Below are 23680 nucleotides of genomic sequence, written 5' to 3' on the forward strand. Positions count from 1 at the left end.
AGGAGGAGATTTTTCATGACAACGAAGGCAATTATCAAGTTTGCAAATCATTCACGAATCGAAAAGGACGTACAACTAAAGTCATTTATTGAAAATAGCAATGGTGGCTTTAGCACAGTTTTATTGGATGGCAACATCTATGCAATCATCAAACCGTTTAAAAAAGGAAAAAATACATATGAGGAAGTACGAAAAATTGCAGGATCCATTGCACGAGAACTGAGCGCAAGAAAAGTAGATTCAGCATTGATTGAAGGGGTTACATTAGAAAGCGGATTGCCTGAACTAGATAAAGGCAAAGCAGTTAGTGCATTTGTTGAAGGTTGGGAATTGGGCTCTTATCAATTTCTTACATATAAATCGGATAAAAAGCCATTTCGTACGGAATTAGAATTGGCTGGCTTTGATGATGTTAAACCCTCTCTTATTGAAGGTAATATTCGTGCCCAAGCCGTTGCCTTTTCCCGTGATTTGATGAATGAAGTTCCAAATGTGTTAAATCCAGAAACATTTCCAGAGGTTTTGGAAGAAACATTTAAAGACGCAGGGGTCGAAATCAATGTTTTTCGTAAAAGTAAACTGGAGGAAATGGAAATGCACGGCGTACTTTCCGTATGCCGCGGAAGTAAATATGAGCCTGCTTTCGTAGAAATCATCTATCGTGGCGATGAAACGAAGCCGCTTGTAGCTCTTGTCGGAAAAGGGGTAACATTTGATACTGGTGGCATTAGCTTAAAGAGTGGCCGCGATTTAAGCGATATGAGAATGGATATGGGAGGCGCAGCTGCCGTTGCTGGGGCAATGAAGATTTTGGTCGAATCAAAGGCTAAAGTGAATGTCGCTGCACTCATTCCTATCGTGGAAAATATGCCTGACAATCTATCTTTACTTCCTTCTGAAATTATTCGTTACAAAAACGGCCTCACGGTGCAAGTGGGTAACACAGATGCAGAAGGCAGACTTATTTTGGCAGATGGGCTCATTCGTGCAGGTGAATTGAATGCTGAGTATATCGTGAATATCGCCACCTTGACAGGAGCAATCGCCAACGCGCTTGGCTCAAAAATCGCCGGGGTATTTGGCGATGAAGAACTGGCGGTGGAAATGAAAAATATTGGAGCAGAAAATGGCGATCACGTTTGGCCAATGCCACTCGTTGATGCATATGATTCATACTTGAACAGCGATTATGCTGATATAAGTAATATTGGCTCGAAGGGGGAGGCTGGCTCCATCACAGCTGGTTTATTCCTACGCCGATTCGTTCCAAAAACGGCTAAATGGCTACATGTCGATATGGCTGGGGTCATGGCAAGCAGCCAAGCTACAGGTTACTATCCAAAATCAGCGACAGGCTATGGGGCACGATTGCTTGCAGACTATACGACTTACGTATCGAAATAAAAACCGGAAATGCCCATGCTTTTTTACTAGCATGGGCATTTTTATCAATAAAAACCATTCATATTCAAAACTAGATTCATATCACCGAATTCATGCCAAAGATAACCTTGATCTAAAGCGTTGGAATATGCTTTTATAAGATGATTTTCCTCAATGAAAGCCGTTAATAAATCGAGATGGCTTGCCTCAGGCTCATGAAAGCCCGTCAACAATCCATCGACCACCGTTAGCTGATAATCCTTTTTAATATATAAACTTGTTAACCCGCTTTGCGGTTTGACCGTTCCGTCTTCATTCGCAGCCGTTTCTAGTGCTCGCACGACCGTTGTTCCAACGGCAATCACTCTTCCGCCGTTTTCCTTCGTTTTAGCGATTTGCTGTGCCGTTTTTAAGGGAATACAGTAAGACTCGGGATGTTTTTCCGGATGTGGCCACATGTTCTCGCCATAATAACTAAGCCCTGTATGAAGCTGCAAAAAGCCAAAATCAATTCCTTGTTCTTTCAGATTGTTTAACATTTTCCAAGATAATGCCCTGCCTGCAGAAGGCATTTCCACAGAACCAGGAACTGAAGCAAACGCCGTTTGATAAGTGTCAAGAGGCCAAGGGTAGTCAATGTATTCATAGTGAATAGGCAGTCCAATACGATAAATGTGATTTAATAAATCAAGGCCACTTTTAGAAAAAGAAAGGGTGACAAGCGGGAGTTCACTGCCATCGCTTATAACGACAGCTGACATATCTCCAGGAAAGGTGAGTGTTGAACCAATGGCTAACGTGTTACCTAATATGACTGCATCCCATTCTTGCTCAGACACTTGTCTCGATAACCTGACTTCAATCGTGTTATTTTTATATTTTCCTGTTAATACGGCAGGAATTGTCCGGCTATTATTGATCACTAATAAATCACCTGGCATTAAATAATCTTGCAGTTGGTTGAAATGAGCATGAAATCTAGTCCCATTTAATCGGTCTAAGACGAGCAGCCGTACATCTTCCCGGCTTTTTCCGCGATATTCAGCAGGGGAGAGGGCATTTAAATGTTTAGGTATTTGAAAATTATGGACTGCTGTCATGGTTTTTGAGCCCCTTTTAATGAAAACAGTTGGGCTTCAAAGCGCTGTCCATGAATGCTAGCTGATTTTTCAGATGCAAGGTATAAGAAGACTTCTACACAATCTTTCGGATCAGCAAGTGGATAATCACAATCAGGAACGGCTATTTCATGCATCTCTGTGTTCATTTCTCCCGGATCCACTAAATTGATACGGACACCCGTGTTTTGTAATTCATCAGCCCACGTTTGTGTTAATCCCTCGACTGCAAATTTAGAAATTCCATATGCACCCCATTCAGCAAAACCAGTTTTGCCAGCTTCAGAAGATACGTTTATAATTGAGCCCGTATTTCTGACTAGCATGCCTGGTAAAACCCTTTTAGTCACTAAAAAAGGATTAAACACATTGGCAAGAAGCACATTCTTAAATTCCTCCTCCGGATAATCAGAAAGCAAGGCTGGACCAGGACCAAACATAGATGCATTATTAATAAGTACATCAATATGACCATAGCCTGCTTCTACGATTGATACGAAGCGATCAACATCCCTCGGATTTAGCATATCTGCTGTGACCGCAATGACGCTTGCGCCTAGTTTTTCGACCTCATTCTTTACATCCATCAATGCATCTTCACCTCTTGCACATAATGCAAGATCAGCTCCGTTTTCGGCAAATGTTAATGCCAAAGCCTTGCCAAGTCCTTTTGAAGCCCCAGTTATCATCACAACCGGCCTATTCTTCACAAAAATCATCCCACTTTCGTCTAATATATCCTTATTATAAAAAAGGAAGGATCTTCCCACATCGGTTAACGGGTGGAAAAGGCATTGGTCTTTTGAGAGTATGGATATTTGCAACTTTTGATGGAGGGGGTATCGCCCGCGTTTTAGGAAGCTTCGTTTCCCTAAGACTCAATCAAACGTTTGATTAGACGTATGTTCGCATAATCAAACGTTTGATTAGATATATGTTCGCTATTCAAACGTTTGATTGGATGTACGTTCGTATAATCAAACATTTGATTAGATGTATGTTCGCATAATCAAACGTTTGATTAGATGTATGTTCGTATAATCAAGACGATTTTAGTAAGGAAATTTTACCGAAGAAAAAAGAACCTCCCTTCATGTAGGGAAGTTCTTTGAGCTTTATCCAAAAATGATAATAACGATGAAGTACACAACCATTGCGATTAATCCAACAGGGACACCGAAACGCGCCCATTCTTTGCTCGTAATATTTAACTTACCAGCAGCAATGATATTCGGAATGTTCCCTGGGATTAGCATACCACCACTAATTAGAAGTCCGAGCAGAATAGCTTTTATCGTTGGCTCGTCCATCGCAGGACTAATTTCTGCTGCAGCAAGAGTCGCATTATCCAACACTGCAGAGATCATATTAATCCAGTAAAGCAAGAGTGGGCTCAGTCCAAGTAAATATTTTTCGATGAAAGGTTCAAAACCTGCACCAAGTAGTGTCAAGCCCATGACGAATAAATAGATTTTGAATGCACGTATAATGATTTCCATATAACTTTCTGTTTCCAGTGCTGCCGTAAGTCCTTGGTCTTCTTCCTTTGGATTGACGAGGAAGGCTGTCAATATTCCGAAAAGAAGTACTGCCGGAATGACATCTACGCCAATTAATCTAATCAGGTAGAAAAAGTCTTCATTCAGCTTGCTGATGGCAATCGTTGAAAGCGGCTCACCGATTGGTGTCAATGCCGCGCCGAGTCCAATTGAAAAACACGCTAATACAACGAGGCGGAGTTCTGATTTTCGGTCAAGCCTGAGTACGCTGACAACAACAACAAGAACAATCGCAGCGATAATCGCTGTTATGATACTTGAAATAAAACCAAGGATGATGACAACGAGTGCCAAAAATAAACGAAATGGAATCGCCTTGCTCATCCCCAAAATTCCTTTTTCCATTGGAGTTTGGAGCCACCTGAACAATAAGCCTGCGATAAGGACAGCAAGGGAAATATGTATTGGATCTTCCAGAGCCTTAATGAATAGATTTCCGTCAAGTACATGACTAATCGCCGCTGCCGCAATTCCCATAATAAATAAAAACGCTTCTAAGTTTTTTTCAACAATTTTTACTGTAAAGGGCAAAAATAACACAAGTATTAAAATAATCGTTAGTCCTAATATCATATGCTCGTTCCTTTTCTAGTTTTTTTTAGTATAACATGAAAATACAGGCTATTTCGAATGTTTAAGTATACCAATCCAACTAACAAAGGGTTTAGTCCAATATCTTTTTTACTCTGCCAACTTGTCCATTCTCAAGTCTCACTTTTATCCCGTGAGGATGAAAAGCTGACTTAGTTAAAATATCTTTTACTCTGCCCTTAGTCGTTTTTCCTGTTCGTTGATCTTGCTTCAATACGATATCAACTTCTAGTCCTTGCTTAATATTCTCGCGGTTTTGTCCATTCATTTACTTATCAGCCCGATCTTTTTTCTTTTAGTATAAAGGAACTTATTTATTAAATGAAATCTCTTGCATATAATGTAGGAGCCTTGGAAGAGAGGGGCGGTGCTGAAGCTAGACAATTACTGAAAAAGGAGAGGGGATCATGTATTTTACAAAAAAGATTTCCGATGATCCGCAATCGATTCATATTGCTTTTAAACGGCTTTCTCATACAAATAGACTCGTACTCGTTTCAATATTTAGCGGCTTTGCTGCCATTTTTCAGGCGGCAGGAGGATTTATGCCCGGAATTGGTTATTTTATCAGCCCGCTAGCATCCGCACCGATTATCTTTTGTTCAATTTTGTCTAAAAGGCTTGGTTTTCTATCATATTTAATAACGATTTTTATGTTGCTTATTTTACAGCCAAGTGAGCTGATTGTTTTTCCGTTTACAACGGGATTGCTTGGATTGGGAATCGGGATAGCATTTCTAATGTATAAGAAACGGCTAGCGGTCATGGCGAGTGGATTTGCGGCTTTAACACTCGGAATACTAGCCGTTTTATATGGATTTAAATTTCCTTTACTGGGCCCAGCAGCATCAACGTCTATTAACGGTCTTACTATAATAAGTATTTGTCTATTCTCTGCTATTTATAGTTGGATATGGGTAGAAATAAGCGTTGCGTGCTTTAAAAGAATTCGGGCAGTTACTGCCTCTTAATCTGCAAAATTGGCGACACTTCACTCCGTCATATTACTGAGATATTCTTTCTATGTTGTTTGTTGTAATGGAATATCGAATAATACAATCCCAGTTTGAGATTCTAATTCTTGTTTTAACAAAACTTCAAATTCCTCAAGTGTTTGAGGTCTTACACCCTTGACTCCGAAACTTTCCGCCAATAAAGCAAAATCTGGGTTACCAAATTTCACCCCAAAGCTTTTATAGAATTTCTTGTTCATCATTTGTCTCTCTAACTCCAAAACATGGTTATTGAGTACGATGATGATCAAAGAAAGACCTAAACGTGTGGCTGTTTCAATCTCAGAAAAGGTCATTAAGGCACCACCATCTCCACTTATACAAATGACCGGATTATTTGGACGAGCTAATTTTGCACCTATTGCTCCAGGAATCGCAATACCCATCGATGCGAAGCCATTTGAAATAACCAATCCACCAGGCTGTTTAGGCTGGTACGTACGCGCTATTGAAATTTTATGGGCGCCTACATCGGAAATGATAATCGTTTTATCGGAAGATAACTTTTCGATTACTTGCAAAATATGCTCAGTCGTTAAAGGTAAATGGGCCGTGTCTTTCTCGTCTTGAAAAATATGATGCGATTGCTCAATTCTATTTTTCAAATTACCTGAAGGAAGCCAATGTTTTGAAGGTAGATCAAGTGTGTTGAGTGTTTGTAATGTTATTTTAAGAATACCGACCAACTCCGCTTGAACTGGATAATATTCATCCATTTCAGCTGGAATTGCATTTATATGCAAAACTGGTACTTTTGCTCTGTTCCAATCCTTTGGCAATTTTTCTATAAAATCAAAACCAATGACGATCAAAAGATCTGCTTCTTCAATTCCAGATAAGACGAAATCGTTCTCCCCGAACCCGAACGTATAAAAGTTTTGTGGATGATGTTTCGGCAAAATTCCTTTTGCCATGAATGAATGGGTGACGGGAGCACCCAATTTCTCAACGAAATCTAGAAGTTCCTTAGATGCTGTATCCCTTATTACGCCATCGCCGACAATCACGAATGGTTTCGTACTTTGTTTAATCACATCAGCAGCAGTTTGAATAGAACGATCATCCGGTATTCTTGTTGGAATTGGAATCACTGGCAATACTCGGGGTGGTACATCCTCTACTGCCAAGTTTTCCGGCAATTCAATGAGGACGGGCCCAGGCCTTTCTGTGTTTGCTATCCTAAAAGATTTTCGGATCATTTCAGGGATTGTTTTAGGGTCTTTAATCTGCGATGCCCATTTTGTTGCGGGCTCCATCATTTTAACTACATCAATTAGCTGATGTGATTGCTTATGCTGTCTTTCAAATCCAGCCTGGCCTGTGATAGCGAGCAATGGGGAGTGGTCGAGAAGGGCACTGGCAATCCCAGTTAATAAATTGGTCGCACCAGGTCCTAGTGTAGCTGTACAAACCCCAGTTTTATTTGCTAACTTTCCATATACATTTGCCATAAAAGCGGCACCTTGTTCATGCCTGACAGGGACAAATTGAATTTGTTCTGAACGAGAAATGGATTCAACAAGGTCAAGCGTTTCTTTGCCGACAATACCGAAAATGTATTCCACGCCTTCATTTTCCAAACATTGAATGAGTACATCTGTAGCTTTCATCATATCCCTCCAAAAAAACACCAAATATGTGTAATAGTGTTAGCTTAGGATGGGAGATTTATGAAATTCATATTTTTAAAATAAAAACAATGCTAACTTCAGGGAAACAGCCAGCATCCTGAAATTACTCTTGGTTAAACAAATGATGAAGCAGCCGATCCTTATCATCAAAAAACTGTTTCATTAGTAAGTAGTGGTTCGTATCCTCAAGAGCAGATTCGCGAATTCCTTCATTTGAAAACTCATAAATAATAGAATTGGGATAAGCCATGAGGACGGGTGAATGGGTAGCGATAATAAATTGGGATTGTTCATCTACCAGTTCATGAATTCTCGACAACATAGATAATTGCCGTAATGGAGACAAGGCTGCTTCTGGTTCGTCCATAATATATAGTCCATTACCTCGAAATCGGTTTAAAAAGGCAGCGAAAAAGGATTCACCATGCGACTGCTCATGTAAGGAAACCCCACCGAAATGATCGATGACCCGAGGGTTGCCTGGCTCTTTGTCCAATTCTTCAATATGCGTAGCTACATTATAGTAAGTCTCTGCACGCAGAAAGAATCCGTCTTTCGGCTTTTCGATCCTTTGATTAAACGTAAGTGTTCCTCAAGCTCCGAATGTGAATCATGTGTAGAAAAATTAAAATTAAAAGTACCACCTTCTGGATTAAAACCGGCAGCTATTGCAATTGCCTCAAGCAGAGTTGATTTCCCCATTCCATTTTCTCCAATCAAATAAGTTACCTGAGGATGAAAATGAAGTTCATCGAGCGCCTTAATAACAGGCAAGTGGAACGGATATTTAGAGGAAGAGGGGATATGCTTGCGAAGCAGATTAACGCTTCTGATGTATTGGTTTGATTTTGAAAGCATCATTATCATCACTCCGATTATTCATACTCATATTAGTCTAGCTTATATTACGAATAACATCATTTGTGAATATTTTCGTATTTGCGTCATTCGTCATATTTCCCCGGAAATAGACGGCTATTTTCTAGCCTTTTCTACAATCCACCGATCCTGATACTTTTTGTTCTCTTATCTAAAAATCCCGATACATTAGAAGGAAGAAGTCTGTAGAGGGAGTGATCAATTTTGAGATATCAACAAGGGCGAGCATTAATAAAAGGCGATAAAATTGGCCTGACAGCACCTGCAGGGCCAGTAAAAAGTGAACAGCTGCAACAAGCCATCTTCGCTGTTGAGGAGCTAGGATTTAAAGTTGAAGTAGGCATGACCTGCCACGAGGAGTATGGCGGGTATTTAGCAGGGCCTCCCGCTCATAGAGCACGTGAACTTAATTGGATGTTTGCCAATCCGGAAATCAAGGCGATTTTTTGCCTGAGAGGGGGATACGGCAGTCCACAGCTGCTTCATCTGCTTGATTATGAGTTAATTGCGAGAAATCCAAAGATGTTTGTCGGATATAGTGATATTACCGCACTCCACATTGCTTTTCAGCAAAAAAGCAACCTTGCAACCATTCACGGTCCGATGCCGGCATCCGACTTAATTTTAGCGGATGATTTTACAAAAACCTCCTTATTAAAAGTATTAATGGGTGATCAGCCATTGGGATTAATCAACAATCCAAATAACGAAGAAATTCATTCCCTTATACCTGGTTTTGCAACCGGGGTTTTAACTGGAGGAAATTTAAGTCTTGTGACAAGCTTACTTGGAACACCATTCCAAATTGATACGAAAGGCAAGCTTCTCTTTTTAGAGGAAATAGGAGAAGAACCATACAAAATAGACCGAATGCTTACACAGCTTGCCTTAGCTGGAAAACTAGCGGATGCAGAAGGTATTGTGTTGGGAACGTGGACCGATTGTGAATCGGAAAAATATGAGGATGGCTTTCAAGTAGAAGATCTATTTGATAAAATCATCGCTCCATTTGGAAAACCGACTATATTTAATGTAAGAGCGGGACATTGTAAACCTGCATTAACGTTGCCATTTGGTGTGCTTGCCTCAATATACACAGAGGAAAAGCGGTCGGTCATTGATCTCAAAATATAGGAAATTAGCCCTAAACAACTTTAATAATCTTCCGATAATACAGATAGTTGCTACAGAAAATGATGGGGGAGAAAAGATGAGGAGTTTAAAGGGGAAAATATTGAGCGGGTTTTTAGTTGTGATGGGCTTAGTACTAATTATGGGCGGGGCCAATTATTTTTTCACAACCATTACTAATAAACAAACAGCTAAGGTGATTGACGAAGAGTTGCCGCTACTTTTACTTGCTGAAGAAATCAACTTAAATATTGCCGAGCGTACATCTTTGGCAAGTATTTATCTTTTATTCGGCCAAACACCTTATTTCAAGTCATTTGAAACCGCTTCCGAAGAAAGTGAGAAGTTAGAAGAAGAGTTATTAGCGCTTTCTCCATCCGAGGCAACAAATGAATTACTGTTAAAGCTTCATACATGGGAAGAAATGATGGATACCCAAGTTTTTGCTGTTTTTAACGAAGATCGGGATTTAGCAAGAGATCACTTTAGAAATACAGTTGAGCCAATGGGTCATCTAGTCAAGGAAGCATTCAATGAGTTATCAGAGGATCAAGTGAAAAATATAACAACCAATGGAAAACAAGTGATTAAGGGTGGAGCAAGAAACACCTTATTCGGTGCGAGTATCGGACTTGTAATCATTGTTTTAGGGTTAGCCATCGCCTTTTACATGGCAAATTCACTTTCGAGACCGATTATTAGAGTAGCGAATCGAATGAAATTGATTGCCGATGGAGACTTAACACATAAGGATCTGAAAACTAGATCAAAAGATGAAGTCGGAGTTTTAATTGGAGCCGTGAATGATATGAATCGGCAAATTCGGTCAATGACGATGGAGATTGGGAACGTGTCAAATATAGTTATGCGACGTAGTGAAGAATTAAGTCATTCAGCTATAGAGGTAAATTCGGGCAGCCAGCAAGTAGCATCTACGATGGAAGAGTTAGCGATTGCCTCGGATACACAAGCTCAATCATCATCCGAATTAGTTGATTCCATGGGAGCATTATCCGAAAATATTCATAACGCGAATGAGTATGGGCAAAAGGCTAATCAAGTAACACATGAGGTTATTGAGCTGACGGAAAAAGGGAATGCAGCCATGACTGAATCAATTTCAAAAATGAGATTGATCGATGAAAACGTCAGAGGAGCTGTGAAAAAAGTCCAAAGACTAGATGGCCACTCGAAAGAAATTTCACAGCTAGTAAAGGTGATATCTGATATTGCTAGTCAAACGAACCTGCTAGCATTGAATGCTGCGATTGAGGCGGCTCGGGCTGGCGAACACGGCAAAGGTTTTGCGGTCGTAGCTGGAGAAGTAAAGAAACTTGCTGAACAAGTAGCAAGCTCTGTTTCTAGTATTACAAGTATTGTTTCAACAATTCAACAGGAAACAGGTGACGTCGTCAACTCTTTGAACGAGAGCTTTGAACAAGTGGAAATGGGTACACAGCAAATTATGTCAACAGGTACGACGTTTGAAATGATTACTCAGTCTATCCAACAAGTGGTAGAACAGATTCAAACCATTTCTATAGACCTTGATAACATCGCTAGCAGTACGATCGTGATGAACTCTTCCATTTCCAATATCGCTTCGATTTCTGAAGAGGCATCTGCAGGTATCGAAGAAACTGCTGCGTCTGCAGAACAAACAACGAGCTCCATGCAGGAAATCGCAGCGAATGCGGAATCACTTTCAAGCGTAGCGGTAAATTTGGACAAGTTAATCCGCCAATTCAAAGTGTAATGAAAAAAATGCTAAGAGAAAAAATCAAGGTATTTCCCCAATATTGGGAGAAATGCCTTTTTAAAATTTTAAAAAGCATAAAATAGGAGTTAAGTCCTGAAGATTTAGATTTATCTGCCGATAATATAATTGAACTATGGAAAAAATACATACAAACAACGTGAAAATAGATGGAGGAGAAAACATGAGGAGTTTAAAGGGGAAAATTTTAAGTGGATTTTTAATTGTCATTGGCCTAGTGCTGATTATGGGCGGAGCCAATTTCCTTTTTACTACAATCACTAATAATCAAACAGCCAAGGTTATGGATGAAGAATTACCTGTGCTTCTGCTTGCTGAAAAACTAAATCAAAATATAACTGAGCGGACTTCGCTAGCCCGAGGTTATCTTCTATATGGACAAAAAGCGTATTTTAGCACATTTGAAGCCGCAACAGAAGAAAGCCGGCAATTAGAGAAAGAATTATTAGCCCTTGCTCCTACTAAAGAAAATAAAGAAGCGATAGAAAAGTTACGTAACTGGGAAGAGCAAATGGAAAACCGAGTTTTTTCTGTTTATAACAATGCTAATAGAGACTTAGCAAGAAACAACTTTAGGAGTGTAATTGAGCCAATTGGTCAGCATGTACAAGCTACTTTTAATACAATATCAGATAAACAAGTGGTCAACATTACATCCAATGGGAAAAGTGTAATCGAAGGTGGCTATAGAAATACAATTATTAGCGCCGGTATTAGTCTTGTTATCATTGTTTTGGGGCTAGCCATCGCTTTTTACATGGCGAATTCACTTTCAAGACCGATTATTAGAGTAGCCAATCGAATGAAATTGATTGCGGATGGTGACCTGACACATGAGGATCTAAAAACTAGATCGAAAGACGAAGTCGGAGTATTAATTGGAGCCGTGAATGATATGAATCGGCAAATTCGGTCAATGGCGATGGAGATTGGGAATGTATCAGAAACAGTCATGCGCCGCAGCGAAGAATTAACCCATTCGGCTATGGAAGTAAACTCAGGCAGCCAACAAGTAGCTTCCACGATGGAAGAGCTTGCTATCGCTTCGGAAACGCAGGTACAGTCCTCATCGGAATTGGTAGAATCGATGGGTTCATTAACTGAAAATATTGATAATGCAAACGAATATGGACAAAAAGCCAATCAAGTAACACGTGAAGTTCTGAAGCTAACAGACAATGGAAATGAAGCGATGAATGCATCCATCCTGAATATGAAAATGATTGATGAAAATGTGAGGGAAGCAGTCGTGAAGGTCCAGAGGCTTGATGGACATTCAAAAGACATCTCACAGCTAATTAAGGTCATTTCGGATATCGCAGAACAAACGAATTTATTGGCATTAAATGCAGCGATTGAGGCTGCCCGTGCCGGGGAACACGGGAAAGGTTTTGCAGTTGTCGCTGGAGAAGTGAAGAAGCTCGCTGAACAGGTCGCACGCTCCGTATCCAATATAACGGGAATCGTGGCAACCATTCAAAAAGAAACTAGTACGGTAGTTCAATCGATGCGAGAAAGCTTTGAACAGGTTGAACGTGGAACTGAGCAAATAAAATCTACCGGAAGTGCTTTTGAAAGCATTACTTATTTCATCCAGCAAGTGGTGGAACAGATCCAGAACATTTCAACCGATTTAGACGACATTGCTAGCAGTACGAAGGTGATGAACTCTTCCATTTCGAACATCGCTTCTATTTCAGAGGAGTCATCCGCCGGGATCGAAGAAACGGCGGCTTCTGCTGAACAGACGACGAGTTCAATGGAAGAAATTGTAGCAAATGCAGAGTCATTATCCACTGTTGCAGTCGATTTGGACAGGTTAATCAGGCAGTTTAAAGTTTAAGCAAAAGGAATCCTTCAATGCTTTTGGAGGGTTCCTCTTTTTTGCTCTATTTTACGATGTTCATTCTTGCGCTTGTTGATTAGACTTTTCGCAATCGGATATACAACTGGTGCCGCCTTAATAGCAAAGCGAAGAAGTTTTGATACTCGTCCCATAATACCCAGTCCTTTCATTGGAATTTATATTTTATTAGCGTTAATATACTTTAATGTACCCCTTTTAGATCGGTAAAAACAAATGATATTTGGGTCGTATATAATAAGAAGTAAGGTGAGTGGGTTATTAGAAAAGATACATGGGAATACAATAAGTATCAGACAGGATTTTTTATGTAATTAAATTTTTTGACAGCATTAGAATAACTTAGAAAGTGAGGGGAGTCAGATTGAATACCATTTACATTATTCTAAATATAGTCGTTCTACTCGTGCTTATCGCATGTTTATACTTTATGCAGAAAAAACATATTTCATTTTCAAAGCGTGTTTTTTCAGCGTTAGGCCTTGGGATTTTATTAGGCTTTCTGATTCATTTGATTTACGGAACTGATTCTGAAGTGACGAAAAGATCCATTGAATGGTTCAATATTGTCGGAAGTGGTTATGTATCATTACTGAAAATGATTGTCATGCCGCTTGTGTTCATTTCAATCGTCTCGGCATTTACAAAGCTGAAAATGACAAATAATCTTGGAAAAATTGGTGGGCTTGTGATAGGGATTTTAATGCTCACAACTGCCATCTCTGCTTCGATTGGAATCGTTACTGCGCTTGGTTTTCAGTTGGAAGGCATCCAGCTTGAGCAAGGTGAAGCAGAAATCGCCCGAAATACTCAGCTTGAACAAACAGTTGGGGATGTAGAAAAGACGATTCCAGAGCAAATTATTAGTCTTTTCCCGCAGAATCCGTTTATGGACCTGACGGGTGCACGTCCAACTTCGACGATAGCAGTAGTTATTTTTGCTGCGTTTATCGGGATCGCCTATTTGGGCATAAGAAGAAAAGAGCCTGAGCATGCTGATTTTTTCGCGAAAATCATTGAAACGATTTACACCGTTGTTATGCGAGTAGTAACTTTGATTTTACGCTTAACACCATACGGCGTTCTCGCATTGATGACGAAGGTGACAGCAACAAGTGATTATTCAGCGATTGCTAAGCTAGGTAAATTTGTCGTTGCATCTTATGTAGCGTTGATTGCGATGTTCCTTGTTCATTTAATCTTATTGGCGCTCGCAAAGCAAAATCCGATTACTTATATTAGGAAAACTTTGCCGGCACTAACTTTCGCTTTTACGTCGCGTTCGAGTGCGGGAACTTTACCGCTGAACATTAAAACGCAGCATAAAGAGCTTGGTGTTTCAGAGGGAATTGCCAACTTTGCCGGTTCATTCGGGCTTTCCATTGGCCAAAATGGATGTGCAGGCGTTTATCCGGCCATGCTCGCTGTTATGGTGGCACCTACTGCAGGGATCAATCCACTAAATCCAACTTTTATTGCTACATTAATTGTCATCGTCGCCATTAGCTCATTTGGAGTAGCTGGCGTTGGGGGCGGAGCAACTTTTGCAGCCTTGCTCGTTTTATCCGCGTTGAATTTACCGATTGCCATCGTTGGGCTACTGATTTCAGTTGAGCCATTGATTGATATGGGTCGGACAGCATTGAATGTGAGCGGAAGTATGACTGCAGGTGTGTTGACAGGGAAAATAACAGGAGAACTAAGCGAAGAAGTATACAATCAGCCAAAACAAAATATGGAAGTATAAGCGTAAAAAGGGACTGGAATAAATTAATCCAGCCCTTTTTTATTTTCCATCCAAGAAGCATTAATTAATCCTCCTGTCAGTAAGACAGCGGCTGATAAATAAAACCAGATCATTAACACGATGATGCTACCGAGCTGACCGTATAGCTGCGAATAATTCGCAAATGTAACGTAGTAAGAAAAACCGACAGACACACATTGCCAGCCAACCGTTGCAAAAATAGCTCCAGGTATGGTTGAAAATAACCGCACTTTAGTGCTTGGTACGAATTTATATAGGAATAGAAAAAACAGAAATAAATAAATGGAGCCGATGATCCACTTAATAATCAACCACCAGTTATAGAAGGATGGTGGCAGTTCAATTTTTGATGCGATAAATATCCGACCAATTTCCTCACCAATCGGTACAAGCAAGGAAATCGTTAACGTGACCATTAAGATTACAGTCAAAATTAAATCTTTTCCGAAGGCAAGAAGAAATCCTTCCTTTCGGACAATCCGATATGCGTCATTCATAGCTCTGACAAGCGATTGCACGGCCATGGACGCTATCCAGAAAGCAGCAAGTAAGCTTAATGAAGCAAGCCCTGTCCGCTGTTGTCCAATGATGCTGTTTAAATTGCTTTTAATTAAATGATAGCTTCCTTTTGGTGCAAATGGTTCAATCGCGGCAAGTGCATCATTTGAATGAATCGGTAGAAAGCTAACAATTGAAAAGGCAAACATAAGAAAAGGAAAGACGCAAAGCATAAAATAATAACCCATTTGCGCTGATTGATCATGGAATCGATCGACGAAAAAGCGTTTGAAAACAGATGAAATAATCTTCAATGAAGCCACCCCTCCACAACCATTATTCCCCTTTTCCTAGTGAGAACTCCTCATTATTTAGAATTTCAGACATATGCATGCGGTATACCGTTTTTGGAGGCAATGAAATGATGAAAAAATGGATTACATTCGATTTGGATGGAACACTTATGCAGAATCCCTTCATTGGTCACGTATTCCCAGAAATTGAAAGGAAGATTTATCAGCAACCCGATGTGAAAGAAAGCCTTATTAAAGAGCATTTTGCAAGAATGGAAGCAGGCAGGACCGTGGACGCATATGACTGGGATGATATGTTGAGAAGTTATATGGAGGCCACGGGCATTGATTGTATGATTGATGTAGAAATCCTTGTGAAAAAGCATTGCCAAGCACCGGCGATCTATTTATTGGAAGAGTGCATTCCTTCTGTTTTAAAAAAACTAAGGGAAAAGGGCTATTCATTAGCTGCCGTGACTAATGGCTTTTTAAAATATCAATTGCCTGTAATGGATGCTTTAGATTTAACACAGCATTTCGATGAAATCATTACTCCTGAAAAAGTTGGATGTGCAAAGCCTGACATGAGAATTTTCGATTCCTTAAAAAGCACCGGCGAAATTACTGCACATGTGGGCGACCGGATTGAACATGATGTGCAGTGTGCAAACATGCTCGGAATTCAATCAATTTTCATTTATCGTGCTTTACCAGATCAATATCGAACTCAAAATCCAATGAAGAGAAACGCAGAGCCTGTAATACGAGAAGCATTCCTGCAAAAATTGAGAAAAGAAACGCGTAAAGAATTTTTATCACTTCCCACCGATGCGATTCCGAATGTTGTTTTATTCTCAATTGATGAATTATTATTAATATTTTAATCTAATAAATGTATAATAATGGTTAAAGGCTTCGGGGAGTGAATTGGATTGCTAACAATTTATGATGATGTTGCTTTATTTAAAAAAGAAGTTATCCCTTTTCTTGAAAAACATGAAGTGGAAAATAACCTTGCGTTAGGTGTTTTGCATTCATTAGAAAAAGCGCCAACATTAATGGCCACAGTCAAAAGAGATGAAGAATTATTGCTTGTTTTACTGCAAACTCATCCACTGCAAATCATCTTATCAAAGCCCGAAAGTGTTACAGAAGAAGAAATAAAGATTATAGCGATTCAGCTATGCAGCGAGATTCGAGAAATCCCGGGATTCATTGGCGAAAAAGATTTTACTATGAAACTAACACAGCATATTTCTGACTTGAGTGGCAGTCAGTTTCATGTCCAAATGAATCAGAGAATCTATAAATTGGAACAAGTGAAAAAAGAAGCAGGGCAGGAAGGAAGACTTCGAATGATTAGATTGAAGGATTCTTCGTTAATCAACGAATGGGTTTTTCAATTTTGCAAGGATATTGGCGAGGATATTAGCAGGGATGAAGCTGAGGAAAAAACAGCTGAACTCATCGGAAGAGGGAGGCTTTACTGCTGGGAAGTGGAGGGGAAACTCGTTTCAATGGTGAATGCTTCCCGCCCTTCAAAAAGTAATATTACCATTAATTATGTTTTCACACCTAATGATGAAAGGAAAAAAGGCTACGCATCCAGCGGTGTGTCGGCATACACACAACTCTTGCTCAATGAAGGCTATAAAACGACAGCCCTTTATACGGATTTGGACAATCCAACGTCTAATAAAATCTACATGGAAATTGGTTATGAGCCGGTAATGGACTCGATTTTAGTGAGGGTTGATCATTAAAAGCTGAAAAAGCTGTCGTCTATGACAGCTTTTTCTAATGGGGATTAGTTAAGCTTTTCAAAGTGATTTTATTCTTGTTCGAGAGTGAGTTATTCTTGTTCGTAGGTGGTTATTCGCGTACGAAGTGAATTTATTCTCGTTCAAAGTGAATTTAATCTCGTTCGAGGTGTTTACTCACGTTCACAGTGGGATTACCCCCGTCCATGGCATCTTTACCCACGTTCGGCTTGGGTTTACTCTTGTTCACACTGAATTTCAAGTTTAGCTAACAATTCAAATGACGAATCCCGCGGAATCGATTGATAATCCCGCCAATGACATGAATAATCTCGCCGAATTTACCATTAATCCCGCCAATTCCGGTGATAATCCCGCCAAAGTCCAATTATTCCTTATCATTCATACACAACACGATTTTCCCCGCATTTTTGTTTTGCTCCATATATGCATGCGCTTCATTTGCCTCTCCCCAATCCCATATTGAATCAATAACCGGCTTTAAGCGGCCTTCCGCAAATTTCTGAAGGGAAAAATCGGCAAACGCTTTTGTCAAAGCAATTTTTTTATCAACAGGCTGTGAACGAAGGGCGGTACCAATCACTTGCAGTTTTTTGAAAAGTAGCTTACCGAGATCGACGTTATCTACCTTCGAACCGCCCATTGTACCGATCAAAATCAATTTTCCATTTGTCGCAAGAGAGCTAATATTTTGCTCCCAATAAGGGGCGCCAATAAAATCAAGGATCAGGTTTACGCCTTTTCCTGTTGTAGCATCTTTGACTTTGGGAGCAAACGGTCCTTCTTTATAGTAAATGGCATGGTCAGCACCTAGTGAAAGACATAGCTCCAGTTTTTTTGCGGAACCAGCCGTAACAATTACTTTTGCACCGACTTCACGAGCAAGCTGAATTGCAGCCGTACCAACACCACTCGCTCCTGCATGGATGAGCACAGTTTCGTCCTTTTTCAAATCGCCTAACCAGAACATATTTAAATAAGCGGTTAAGAAGACTTCGGGAATCGCAGCAGCTTCCTCAAAAGAAAGATTGTCAGGGATCGGTATTGCCATCTCAGCAGGAATGGTGACATATTCAGCGTAGCCTCCGCCTGGAAGGAGGGCACAAATACGGTCTCCCTTTTTCCAGTCTTCAACATTTTCTCCAACCTCTTCGATGACGCCGCTCATTTCTAATCCTAATATGGTAGATGCTCCTTCAGGGGGTGGATAAAGTCCGCGCTTCTGAAGTAAATCAGCCCTATTCAAGGCTGATGCTTTCACTTTTACGAGCAATTCATCCTTTCCAATAGCTGGCTTTTCCGCTTCTCCAATATATAAGTCCTGTGAGCCTTCCTCCACAAGTATCGCTTTCATTTTTCTCCACCTTTCAAATTTTTAAATAAAATTAGGTAATATATGATATCGTATAAGAATCAGTCTGAATTTACTAATTTTTTGATAAAAAAGAGGTTGTCTATTAAATGAAAAACACTCACTCTAATACTAACAGCTTCATCTTAATTATCGGGATTATTTTTATCGCATATAATTTACGACCATCTATTACTTCGGTCGGACCATTAATCGGTGTAATCCGTACAGATCTTCACATTTCAAATGGTGTGGCAGGGATGATTACAACTTTGCCTTTGATTGCATTTGCACTTTTATCGCTGGCGGCACCTAAGATTGGAAGAAAGCTAGGGAATGAACTGACAATATTTATAAGCTTACTCGTCTTAATGTTTGGAATCATCATTCGCTCATCAGGCGCGCTAGGTTTGCTTTTCCTTGGCACGGCGTTAATCGGAATGGGTATTGCTATTTGCAATGTACTGCTCCCGGCGATTGTTAAACAAAGCTTTCCATTAAAAGTTGGCATTATGACCAGTGTTTACTCAACTTCCATGGGCATATGCGCTGCAACTGCCTCAGGTATTAGTATCCCACTTGCCAAAAGCTTCGGTCTTGGTTGGCAAAAATCATTGCTTGTTTGGGCAATCTTTGCCGGAATTGCTCTCGTTATTTGGTTTCCGCAACTTTTAAAATCTAAGAGCACTCGGCCAATTCATAATACGGGACTCTCTTCTGTTAACATGCTGCGATCAAAATTGGCATGGCAAGTTACCTTATTTATGGGGCTGCAATCAGTTTTATTTTACTGTCCCATCGCATGGCTGCCTCAAATTCTTATTGCTAAAGGACTTAGCGTTGAAGCGTCTGGTTGGATGCTATCATTTATGCAATTTTCCGGTCTGCCTGCAAGTTTTTTAACGCCGATGATTGCAGGTAAAATGAATAATCAAAGAGGAATTGTCCTCATCATTGGTTCCTTATTTTTTGCTAGTTTAATCGGGATATTAATCGGAGGGGGAAGCGGGTTTCTAACTTTTTGCGTTGTTCTGCTTGGTATAGGGCAAGGGGCGAGCATCAGCCTTGCTCTCACGATGCTCAGTTTGAGAGCGGCTGACGCGGCCCAAGCATCCCAATTGTCAGGAATGGCTCAATCCCTCGGATATTTGCTTGCAGCAATTGGCCCAATCTTGATCGGTCTACTTTTTGATATCACTTTATCATGGACAACTCCACTCATCACGTTAATAATCGTTACGGTTGCACTAACGGCGGCAGGACTTGGTGCTGGGCGCAATGTTTATATCGCTGGAAAATCACCTGTTTCATCGAAGTTGGGATTCTAGTATTTGCAAGCTCTCTTCAATGGAATCCCAGCGATTCAAACAATGATTCTCAATCATATCCAGGTCATTTAATACTTGGTCCTCATTTAATTGATGGACAAGCATATTATTCATCCAATTAGTTAGATTTCGCAGTTGGGCTTGAAATGCGTAAAATCTTAATAGATCAATATTCGGCTGTATTTTCCTGTCTACCACTTCTGAATAGGCAGCGATAAAATCCGCCGGACGCTGGGAAACATATCCCGCCAATTCGCGTTCCATCGGAGCAAGGATAACAGATTCCCAATCAATGATTCGGATTCCAGCTTGGGATGGAATAAGGTTTCCGCCCCAGAGATCGCCATGGCATATGACAAACTCCGATTGGTCGCTATTAAAAGAAGAAGCCAAATTTCTAACAAGTTCAATGAGAAACATGATTTCTTTTTCCTTTGGATTAACAATTTGATAGAGTGCTGATCCAGCTTTTTCATGATTGGGTACGTTCAAATGTGAGATAAGCTGATCTAGAAAAGACAGATCAAAATTCTCTACGGGCAATCGTATCTGATTTGAAATATTAGGTGTTGTTAGGTGAAGTTGTCCTACTATTTTAGCTATCGAACACACATGTTCTTTTGAGAGAGGATAGGCATCAGCTAATGTATCACCTTCAATCCATGGGAATAAAATCAATACAGCGGTTTCCAGTTCTGTTCTGTTTTGATGAGCTTGATTCATGATGGGGTGGATGGCAGGGGGAAAAAGATTCTTATGATGAAGTTCAGACAATAACGGTAAATAGTAATCTGTATGCAGGATTTCTTCTTGCTGATGTTGTTTATCCAGCAGTTTCAAATAAAATTTTTCCCCATCCATACAACTCACTTTATAGCTAAAAGACTTGTCACCGAGCGGGATAAAGGAAATTTGGTTTGCTTGAATGCCGTATTGCTCATTGAGTAAAAATAAAAGCTCATCAAATGTGATCTCATGTGGGGCCCGCATACATATCCTCCTCTGTAGAGTTGATGCTCTCGTCGTATTCTAATTCGTTATATGATATTATATCACCATCATGTCGGAAGATAGAGGTGAAGATCATGAATAAAAAAGAAATCGAATATAAAATACAAGACTTAAAAACAGATTATGTCAGGCTACAGCAGGACTTGGAAAAGCTTGAATACGTAAAAGGCATCCTCCATCCATTGGAGCGGCAGCTAGAGGGAATCGAACAGGAGCTACGTGAACTAAATAAGCAATTGGATGAGATGGAAGACTAATTCGCTTGCTAATCAAACGTTTGATTAGATATATGTTCGTTAATCAAACGTTTGGTTAGATGTATGTTCGCATAATCAAACGTTTGATTAGACATATGTTCGTTAATCAACCGTTTGGTTAGACATGTGTTCGCATAATCAAACATTTGATTAGATATATGTTCCCTTATTTTTACGCTTTATTAAGATCGGAAATTTTAAAAAAACGAAAACAAATTACTTTGGTTTCCTAATTCAGAAAAATCAATTGATTTGCAAAATAAAAGGTTATAAGATTAAGAGAAGGACAAAATGTTAATCTATTACAATTTGAAAGCGCTCCCCTGTGTTCGTGGAAGAGAATAGCGAGGGATGGATGATGAATTTAACTATTGGTATTGATGCAGGTGGCACAAAAACAACAGGGTTGATCCTCGATAACCAAAAGCGAGTTGTTTTTCAAACGGAATCGGGTTACGGAAATCCTAATATTCATTTTGACAAGGCTATGGCAAATGTTTGGGAGACAGTAGCTGCCTGCTTAGCAAGTGAATATGGAAAAGACTGTAGAGCGATTGTTGCGGGTGTTGCGGGGATAGAGGCTGAAGGGAATTTACAGAGATTTGAAGACTTTTTTGCAAAAAAAACAGATTTGCCAATTATTATTGTTAATGATGCAGTCCTTGCCTACCACGCATTGCTTGAAGGTGAAGATGGGATTTTAACGATCGCTGGAACGGGTTCAATTTCTTATGGGAGGAAAGGTGAGAGTGAAGGATATGCTGGCGGATGGGGGCATTTTCTTGGTGATCCGGGCAGCTCATATGATATTGCCATCCGGGTTTGTCGAGAGATTACCAGAGAATACGATCAAGGGAAACCATACTCGTCACTGTCACAAGTCATTATGCGGGAAATCGGAATCACAGATCCGAATGGTCTAAAGGGCTTTATATACAATGCAACAAAAGGTGAGATTGCTTCATTATCTTATCCGGTTTTTGTTGAAGCTGAAAAAGGAGATGAATCTGCAAGAAAATATTTTTATGAGGCTGGGTGCGAATTAGCGGAACAAACAGCTTCTTTATTCACAAAATTACATATGGATTCTCCGCTGAAAGTCGCCTGTAAAGGTTCATTGCTAGAAAAAAATTCATACGTTCAATCAGCATTTAAAAACAAGCTTCAAACGTTGGTAGGTGAAATAGAATTCATTAAGAACCACCTTTCCCCGGCAGTTGGAGCTTTGTCTGTTGCCTCTTTGTATCTTGATCAAATTGGGAGCTAAAGGATTTCGGTATGAAAACAAAACCTACTCGAATTTGTACAATGCATACATATCTACTTTGCCGCCACATAGAATGAGCGATGGAAGTTTTGCTAGTTAGGGTCCGTTGAAAGAGGGTGTGATATGGAAAATAAAGTGCTCGATTTTCTGAAGAAGGAAATAGACATGGGGAATATTCCCGGTGCTGCCATTTATGTGTCCTATCAAGGTAAAGCGGTGATGGAAAAATCAATCGGCTATCGTACTTTACACCCGGAAAAAGCACAGATGAAAAATGATACCATCTTTGATTTGGCCTCATTAACGAAAATAGTTACAACAACGATGGCTGCTTTACAATTACTGGACAAAGGAGCCATTAGACTTGATGACAAGGTTTCCCATTTTTTCCCTAAGTTTGCTGTGGATGGGAAGTCTGGTGTCACATTTAAGCACTTGTTGACACATACATCTGGTTTATCTGCACATCGTCCTTTTTATGAAGATGCATTGCAAACGGACCAAATAATTGAAAGAATTTGTGCTGAAAAGCTTGAAGCGCCACTCGGAGAAAAAGTGATTTACAGTGATTTAGGTTTTATTTTATTAGCAAAATTGATTGAAATGATTACAAATCAGCCGTTTGATCAGTATGTTTTTCAAGAAATCCTTGATCCATTAACTATGAATGAAACGGGTTTTAATCTCACGCTTGATCAAAATCGTTTTGCTGCAACGGCATTTAGTGAAAAAATCGGCGATTATAAATACGGAATTGTCCATGACGATAATGCCGAATCGATGGGTGGAGTGAGTGGACATGCAGGCTTATTTTCCACGCTGCAAGATTTGGCAAAGTTTACTTTAATGATTGAAAATGGCGGAAGTTTTAACGGAAAAAGGATTGTTTCAAGCGCAGCTTTACAACTATCAAAAAAGAATTTCACAACCTTTGATTCAGAGGGAAGAGGGTTGGGTTGGCAAATAAAAAGCCCTGGCTTATCATGTGGCGATTTATTTTCGGAAAATTCCTATGGCCATACGGGCTATACTGGGACAAGCATCTGGTTTGATCCCGATATTCAACTGCACGTCATTTTACTAACGAACCGAGTTCATGCGAAAAATACAGAAGCCATTTTACGTCTTAGACCGAGATTGCATAACTTGATTCGTTCTCATTTTTAAATCAATCAGAGGG

Annotated in this window: 22 protein-coding genes and 1 pseudogene; 12 read left to right on the forward strand and 11 right to left on the reverse strand. The window is 39.9% G+C overall.

The window, feature by feature from the left end; genetic code table 11:
- The first annotated feature begins 15 nt into the window (after positions 1-15).
- Entirely contained in the window at positions 16-1404 is a 1389-nt protein-coding gene (locus KHA88_RS11055; protein WP_213121949.1) for a leucyl aminopeptidase family protein, read from the forward strand.
- A gap of 44 nt (positions 1405-1448) precedes the next feature.
- Here KHA88_RS11055 and KHA88_RS11060 read toward each other — a convergent pair whose 3' ends face one another.
- The 4 genes from KHA88_RS11060 to KHA88_RS11075 all read right to left on the reverse strand — a co-directional run bounded on the left by KHA88_RS11060 (position 1449) and on the right by KHA88_RS11075 (position 4919).
- On the reverse strand, positions 1449-2483 hold the full coding sequence (locus KHA88_RS11060) for an S-adenosylmethionine:tRNA ribosyltransferase-isomerase (protein ID WP_213098550.1): 1035 nt from the start codon (positions 2481-2483) through the stop codon (positions 1449-1451).
- Positions 2480-3211, reverse strand: a complete 732-nt coding sequence (locus tag KHA88_RS11065; RefSeq protein WP_346729179.1) for an SDR family oxidoreductase — start codon at positions 3209-3211, stop codon at positions 2480-2482. The genes KHA88_RS11060 and KHA88_RS11065 overlap by 4 nt, the downstream gene beginning before the upstream one ends.
- Before the next feature lie 405 nt (positions 3212-3616).
- Positions 3617-4633, reverse strand: coding sequence for a DUF1646 family protein (locus tag KHA88_RS11070; RefSeq protein ID WP_213098548.1), 1017 nt, complete (start codon positions 4631-4633; stop codon positions 3617-3619).
- 91 nt (positions 4634-4724) lie between these two features.
- Complete coding sequence (locus KHA88_RS11075) at positions 4725-4919, reverse strand: YwbE family protein (RefSeq protein ID WP_213121951.1); 195 nt, start codon at positions 4917-4919, stop codon at positions 4725-4727.
- A gap of 139 nt (positions 4920-5058) precedes the next feature.
- On the opposite strand from KHA88_RS11075, the gene KHA88_RS11080 reads away from it, so the two are divergent.
- A complete protein-coding gene (locus KHA88_RS11080; RefSeq protein ID WP_213121952.1) occupies positions 5059-5622 on the forward strand; it encodes a YybS family protein in 564 nt (187 codons plus the stop codon).
- A 50-nt stretch (positions 5623-5672) separates the two neighbouring features.
- Here KHA88_RS11080 and KHA88_RS11085 read toward each other — a convergent pair whose 3' ends face one another.
- Both KHA88_RS11085 and KHA88_RS11090 read right to left on the reverse strand, forming a co-directional pair.
- Positions 5673-7274, reverse strand: a complete 1602-nt coding sequence (locus KHA88_RS11085) for an acetolactate synthase large subunit (protein WP_213121953.1) — start codon at positions 7272-7274, stop codon at positions 5673-5675.
- A gap of 124 nt (positions 7275-7398) precedes the next feature.
- Positions 7399-8156, reverse strand: a pseudogene (locus KHA88_RS11090) (AAA family ATPase).
- Between the two features lie 222 nt (positions 8157-8378).
- Here KHA88_RS11090 and KHA88_RS11095 point away from each other — a divergent pair.
- From KHA88_RS11095 to KHA88_RS11105, 3 genes are all read left to right on the forward strand, one after another.
- Complete coding sequence (locus KHA88_RS11095; RefSeq protein WP_213121954.1) at positions 8379-9308, forward strand: S66 peptidase family protein; 930 nt, start codon at positions 8379-8381, stop codon at positions 9306-9308.
- Positions 9309-9384: 76 nt separating this feature from the next.
- The gene (locus tag KHA88_RS11100; protein WP_213121955.1) at positions 9385-11061 is read left to right on the forward strand and encodes a methyl-accepting chemotaxis protein; all 1677 of its coding nucleotides are present in this window, start codon (positions 9385-9387) and stop codon (positions 11059-11061) included.
- Between the two features lie 184 nt (positions 11062-11245).
- Entirely contained in the window at positions 11246-12925 is a 1680-nt protein-coding gene (locus KHA88_RS11105) for a methyl-accepting chemotaxis protein (RefSeq protein ID WP_213107697.1), read from the forward strand.
- Between the two features lie 14 nt (positions 12926-12939).
- On the opposite strand, the gene KHA88_RS21545 is transcribed toward KHA88_RS11105, so the two are convergent.
- Positions 12940-13098 carry a hypothetical protein gene (locus KHA88_RS21545; RefSeq protein ID WP_488153858.1) on the reverse strand — a complete coding sequence of 53 codons (159 nt, stop codon included), beginning with the start codon at positions 13096-13098 and terminating at the stop codon, positions 12940-12942.
- Between the two features lie 212 nt (positions 13099-13310).
- On the opposite strand from KHA88_RS21545, the gene KHA88_RS11110 reads away from it, so the two are divergent.
- Positions 13311-14693, forward strand: a complete 1383-nt coding sequence (locus KHA88_RS11110) for an L-cystine transporter (protein WP_213098540.1) — start codon at positions 13311-13313, stop codon at positions 14691-14693.
- 23 nt (positions 14694-14716) lie between these two features.
- Here KHA88_RS11110 and KHA88_RS11115 read toward each other — a convergent pair whose 3' ends face one another.
- Positions 14717-15535: a YihY/virulence factor BrkB family protein gene (locus tag KHA88_RS11115; RefSeq protein ID WP_430413700.1), complete on the reverse strand. Its 819-nt coding sequence runs from the start codon at positions 15533-15535 to the stop codon at positions 14717-14719.
- 98 nt (positions 15536-15633) lie between these two features.
- Here KHA88_RS11115 and KHA88_RS11120 point away from each other — a divergent pair, with 98 nt between their 5' ends.
- Together KHA88_RS11120 and KHA88_RS11125 are read left to right on the forward strand one after the other, a co-directional pair.
- Positions 15634-16389 (forward strand): HAD family hydrolase, encoded by a 756-nt coding sequence (locus KHA88_RS11120; protein WP_213098538.1) that lies wholly within the window; start codon positions 15634-15636, stop codon positions 16387-16389.
- 48 nt (positions 16390-16437) lie between these two features.
- On the forward strand, positions 16438-17268 hold the full coding sequence (locus tag KHA88_RS11125) for a GNAT family N-acetyltransferase (protein ID WP_213098537.1): 831 nt from the start codon (positions 16438-16440) through the stop codon (positions 17266-17268).
- A gap of 273 nt (positions 17269-17541) precedes the next feature.
- Here KHA88_RS11125 and KHA88_RS21170 read toward each other — a convergent pair whose 3' ends face one another.
- Positions 17542-17667 (reverse strand): hypothetical protein, encoded by a 126-nt coding sequence (locus KHA88_RS21170; RefSeq protein WP_283247429.1) that lies wholly within the window; start codon positions 17665-17667, stop codon positions 17542-17544.
- On the reverse strand, positions 17654-18640 hold the full coding sequence (locus KHA88_RS11130) for an NAD(P)H-quinone oxidoreductase (RefSeq protein ID WP_213107699.1): 987 nt from the start codon (positions 18638-18640) through the stop codon (positions 17654-17656). Before KHA88_RS11130 ends, KHA88_RS21170 begins: the two co-directional genes overlap by 14 nt.
- A gap of 107 nt (positions 18641-18747) precedes the next feature.
- Between KHA88_RS11130 and KHA88_RS11135 the strand changes: the two genes are divergently transcribed.
- Positions 18748-19965 (forward strand): CynX/NimT family MFS transporter, encoded by a 1218-nt coding sequence (locus KHA88_RS11135; protein ID WP_213107700.1) that lies wholly within the window; start codon positions 18748-18750, stop codon positions 19963-19965.
- Here the strand turns inward: KHA88_RS11135 and KHA88_RS11140 are convergent.
- Complete coding sequence (locus KHA88_RS11140; protein WP_213121956.1) at positions 19945-20955, reverse strand: phosphotransferase; 1011 nt, start codon at positions 20953-20955, stop codon at positions 19945-19947. The genes KHA88_RS11135 and KHA88_RS11140 overlap by 21 nt on opposite strands.
- A gap of 95 nt (positions 20956-21050) precedes the next feature.
- Here KHA88_RS11140 and KHA88_RS11145 point away from each other — a divergent pair, with 95 nt between their 5' ends.
- From KHA88_RS11145 to KHA88_RS11155, 3 genes are all read left to right on the forward strand, one after another.
- Entirely contained in the window at positions 21051-21233 is a 183-nt protein-coding gene (locus KHA88_RS11145) for an SE1832 family protein (protein ID WP_213098533.1), read from the forward strand.
- Between the two features lie 358 nt (positions 21234-21591).
- Positions 21592-22500: a BadF/BadG/BcrA/BcrD ATPase family protein gene (locus KHA88_RS11150; RefSeq protein WP_213121957.1), complete on the forward strand. Its 909-nt coding sequence runs from the start codon at positions 21592-21594 to the stop codon at positions 22498-22500.
- A gap of 123 nt (positions 22501-22623) precedes the next feature.
- Positions 22624-23667 (forward strand): serine hydrolase domain-containing protein, encoded by a 1044-nt coding sequence (locus KHA88_RS11155; protein WP_213121958.1) that lies wholly within the window; start codon positions 22624-22626, stop codon positions 23665-23667.
- Positions 23668-23680 lie beyond the last annotated feature (13 nt).

The sequence above is a fragment of the Lederbergia citrea genome (genome assembly GCF_018343525.1).
GTDB classification, from domain to species: Bacteria; Bacillota; Bacilli; order Bacillales; family Bacillaceae_C; genus Lederbergia; species Lederbergia citrea.

What these genes read in the sequence shown, in the direction of transcription:
- KHA88_RS11150 (WP_213121957.1), top strand. Translation starts at nt 21,592, where the DNA reads ATGAATTTAACTATTGGTATTGATGCAGGTGGCACAAAAACAACAGGG.
- KHA88_RS11055 (WP_213121949.1), top strand. Translation starts at nt 16, where the DNA reads ATGACAACGAAGGCAATTATCAAGTTTGCAAATCATTCACGAATCGAA.
- KHA88_RS21170 (WP_283247429.1), bottom strand. Translation starts at nt 17,667, where the DNA reads ATGATAAGGAATAATTGGACTTTGGCGGGATTATCACCGGAATTGGCG.
- KHA88_RS11060 (WP_213098550.1), bottom strand. Translation starts at nt 2,483, where the DNA reads ATGACAGCAGTCCATAATTTTCAAATACCTAAACATTTAAATGCCCTC.
- KHA88_RS11140 (WP_213121956.1), bottom strand. Translation starts at nt 20,955, where the DNA reads ATGCGGGCCCCACATGAGATCACATTTGATGAGCTTTTATTTTTACTC.
- KHA88_RS11075 (WP_213121951.1), bottom strand. Translation starts at nt 4,919, where the DNA reads ATGAATGGACAAAACCGCGAGAATATTAAGCAAGGACTAGAAGTTGAT.
- KHA88_RS11135 (WP_213107700.1), top strand. Translation starts at nt 18,748, where the DNA reads ATGAAAAACACTCACTCTAATACTAACAGCTTCATCTTAATTATCGGG.
- KHA88_RS11100 (WP_213121955.1), top strand. Translation starts at nt 9,385, where the DNA reads ATGAGGAGTTTAAAGGGGAAAATATTGAGCGGGTTTTTAGTTGTGATG.
- KHA88_RS11155 (WP_213121958.1), top strand. Translation starts at nt 22,624, where the DNA reads ATGGAAAATAAAGTGCTCGATTTTCTGAAGAAGGAAATAGACATGGGG.
- KHA88_RS11085 (WP_213121953.1), bottom strand. Translation starts at nt 7,274, where the DNA reads ATGAAAGCTACAGATGTACTCATTCAATGTTTGGAAAATGAAGGCGTG.
- KHA88_RS11105 (WP_213107697.1), top strand. Translation starts at nt 11,246, where the DNA reads ATGAGGAGTTTAAAGGGGAAAATTTTAAGTGGATTTTTAATTGTCATT.
- KHA88_RS21545 (WP_488153858.1), bottom strand. Translation starts at nt 13,098, where the DNA reads ATGAAAGGACTGGGTATTATGGGACGAGTATCAAAACTTCTTCGCTTT.
- KHA88_RS11145 (WP_213098533.1), top strand. Translation starts at nt 21,051, where the DNA reads ATGAATAAAAAAGAAATCGAATATAAAATACAAGACTTAAAAACAGAT.
- KHA88_RS11070 (WP_213098548.1), bottom strand. Translation starts at nt 4,633, where the DNA reads ATGATATTAGGACTAACGATTATTTTAATACTTGTGTTATTTTTGCCC.
- KHA88_RS11130 (WP_213107699.1), bottom strand. Translation starts at nt 18,640, where the DNA reads ATGAAAGCGATACTTGTGGAGGAAGGCTCACAGGACTTATATATTGGA.
- KHA88_RS11080 (WP_213121952.1), top strand. Translation starts at nt 5,059, where the DNA reads ATGTATTTTACAAAAAAGATTTCCGATGATCCGCAATCGATTCATATT.
- KHA88_RS11120 (WP_213098538.1), top strand. Translation starts at nt 15,634, where the DNA reads ATGATGAAAAAATGGATTACATTCGATTTGGATGGAACACTTATGCAG.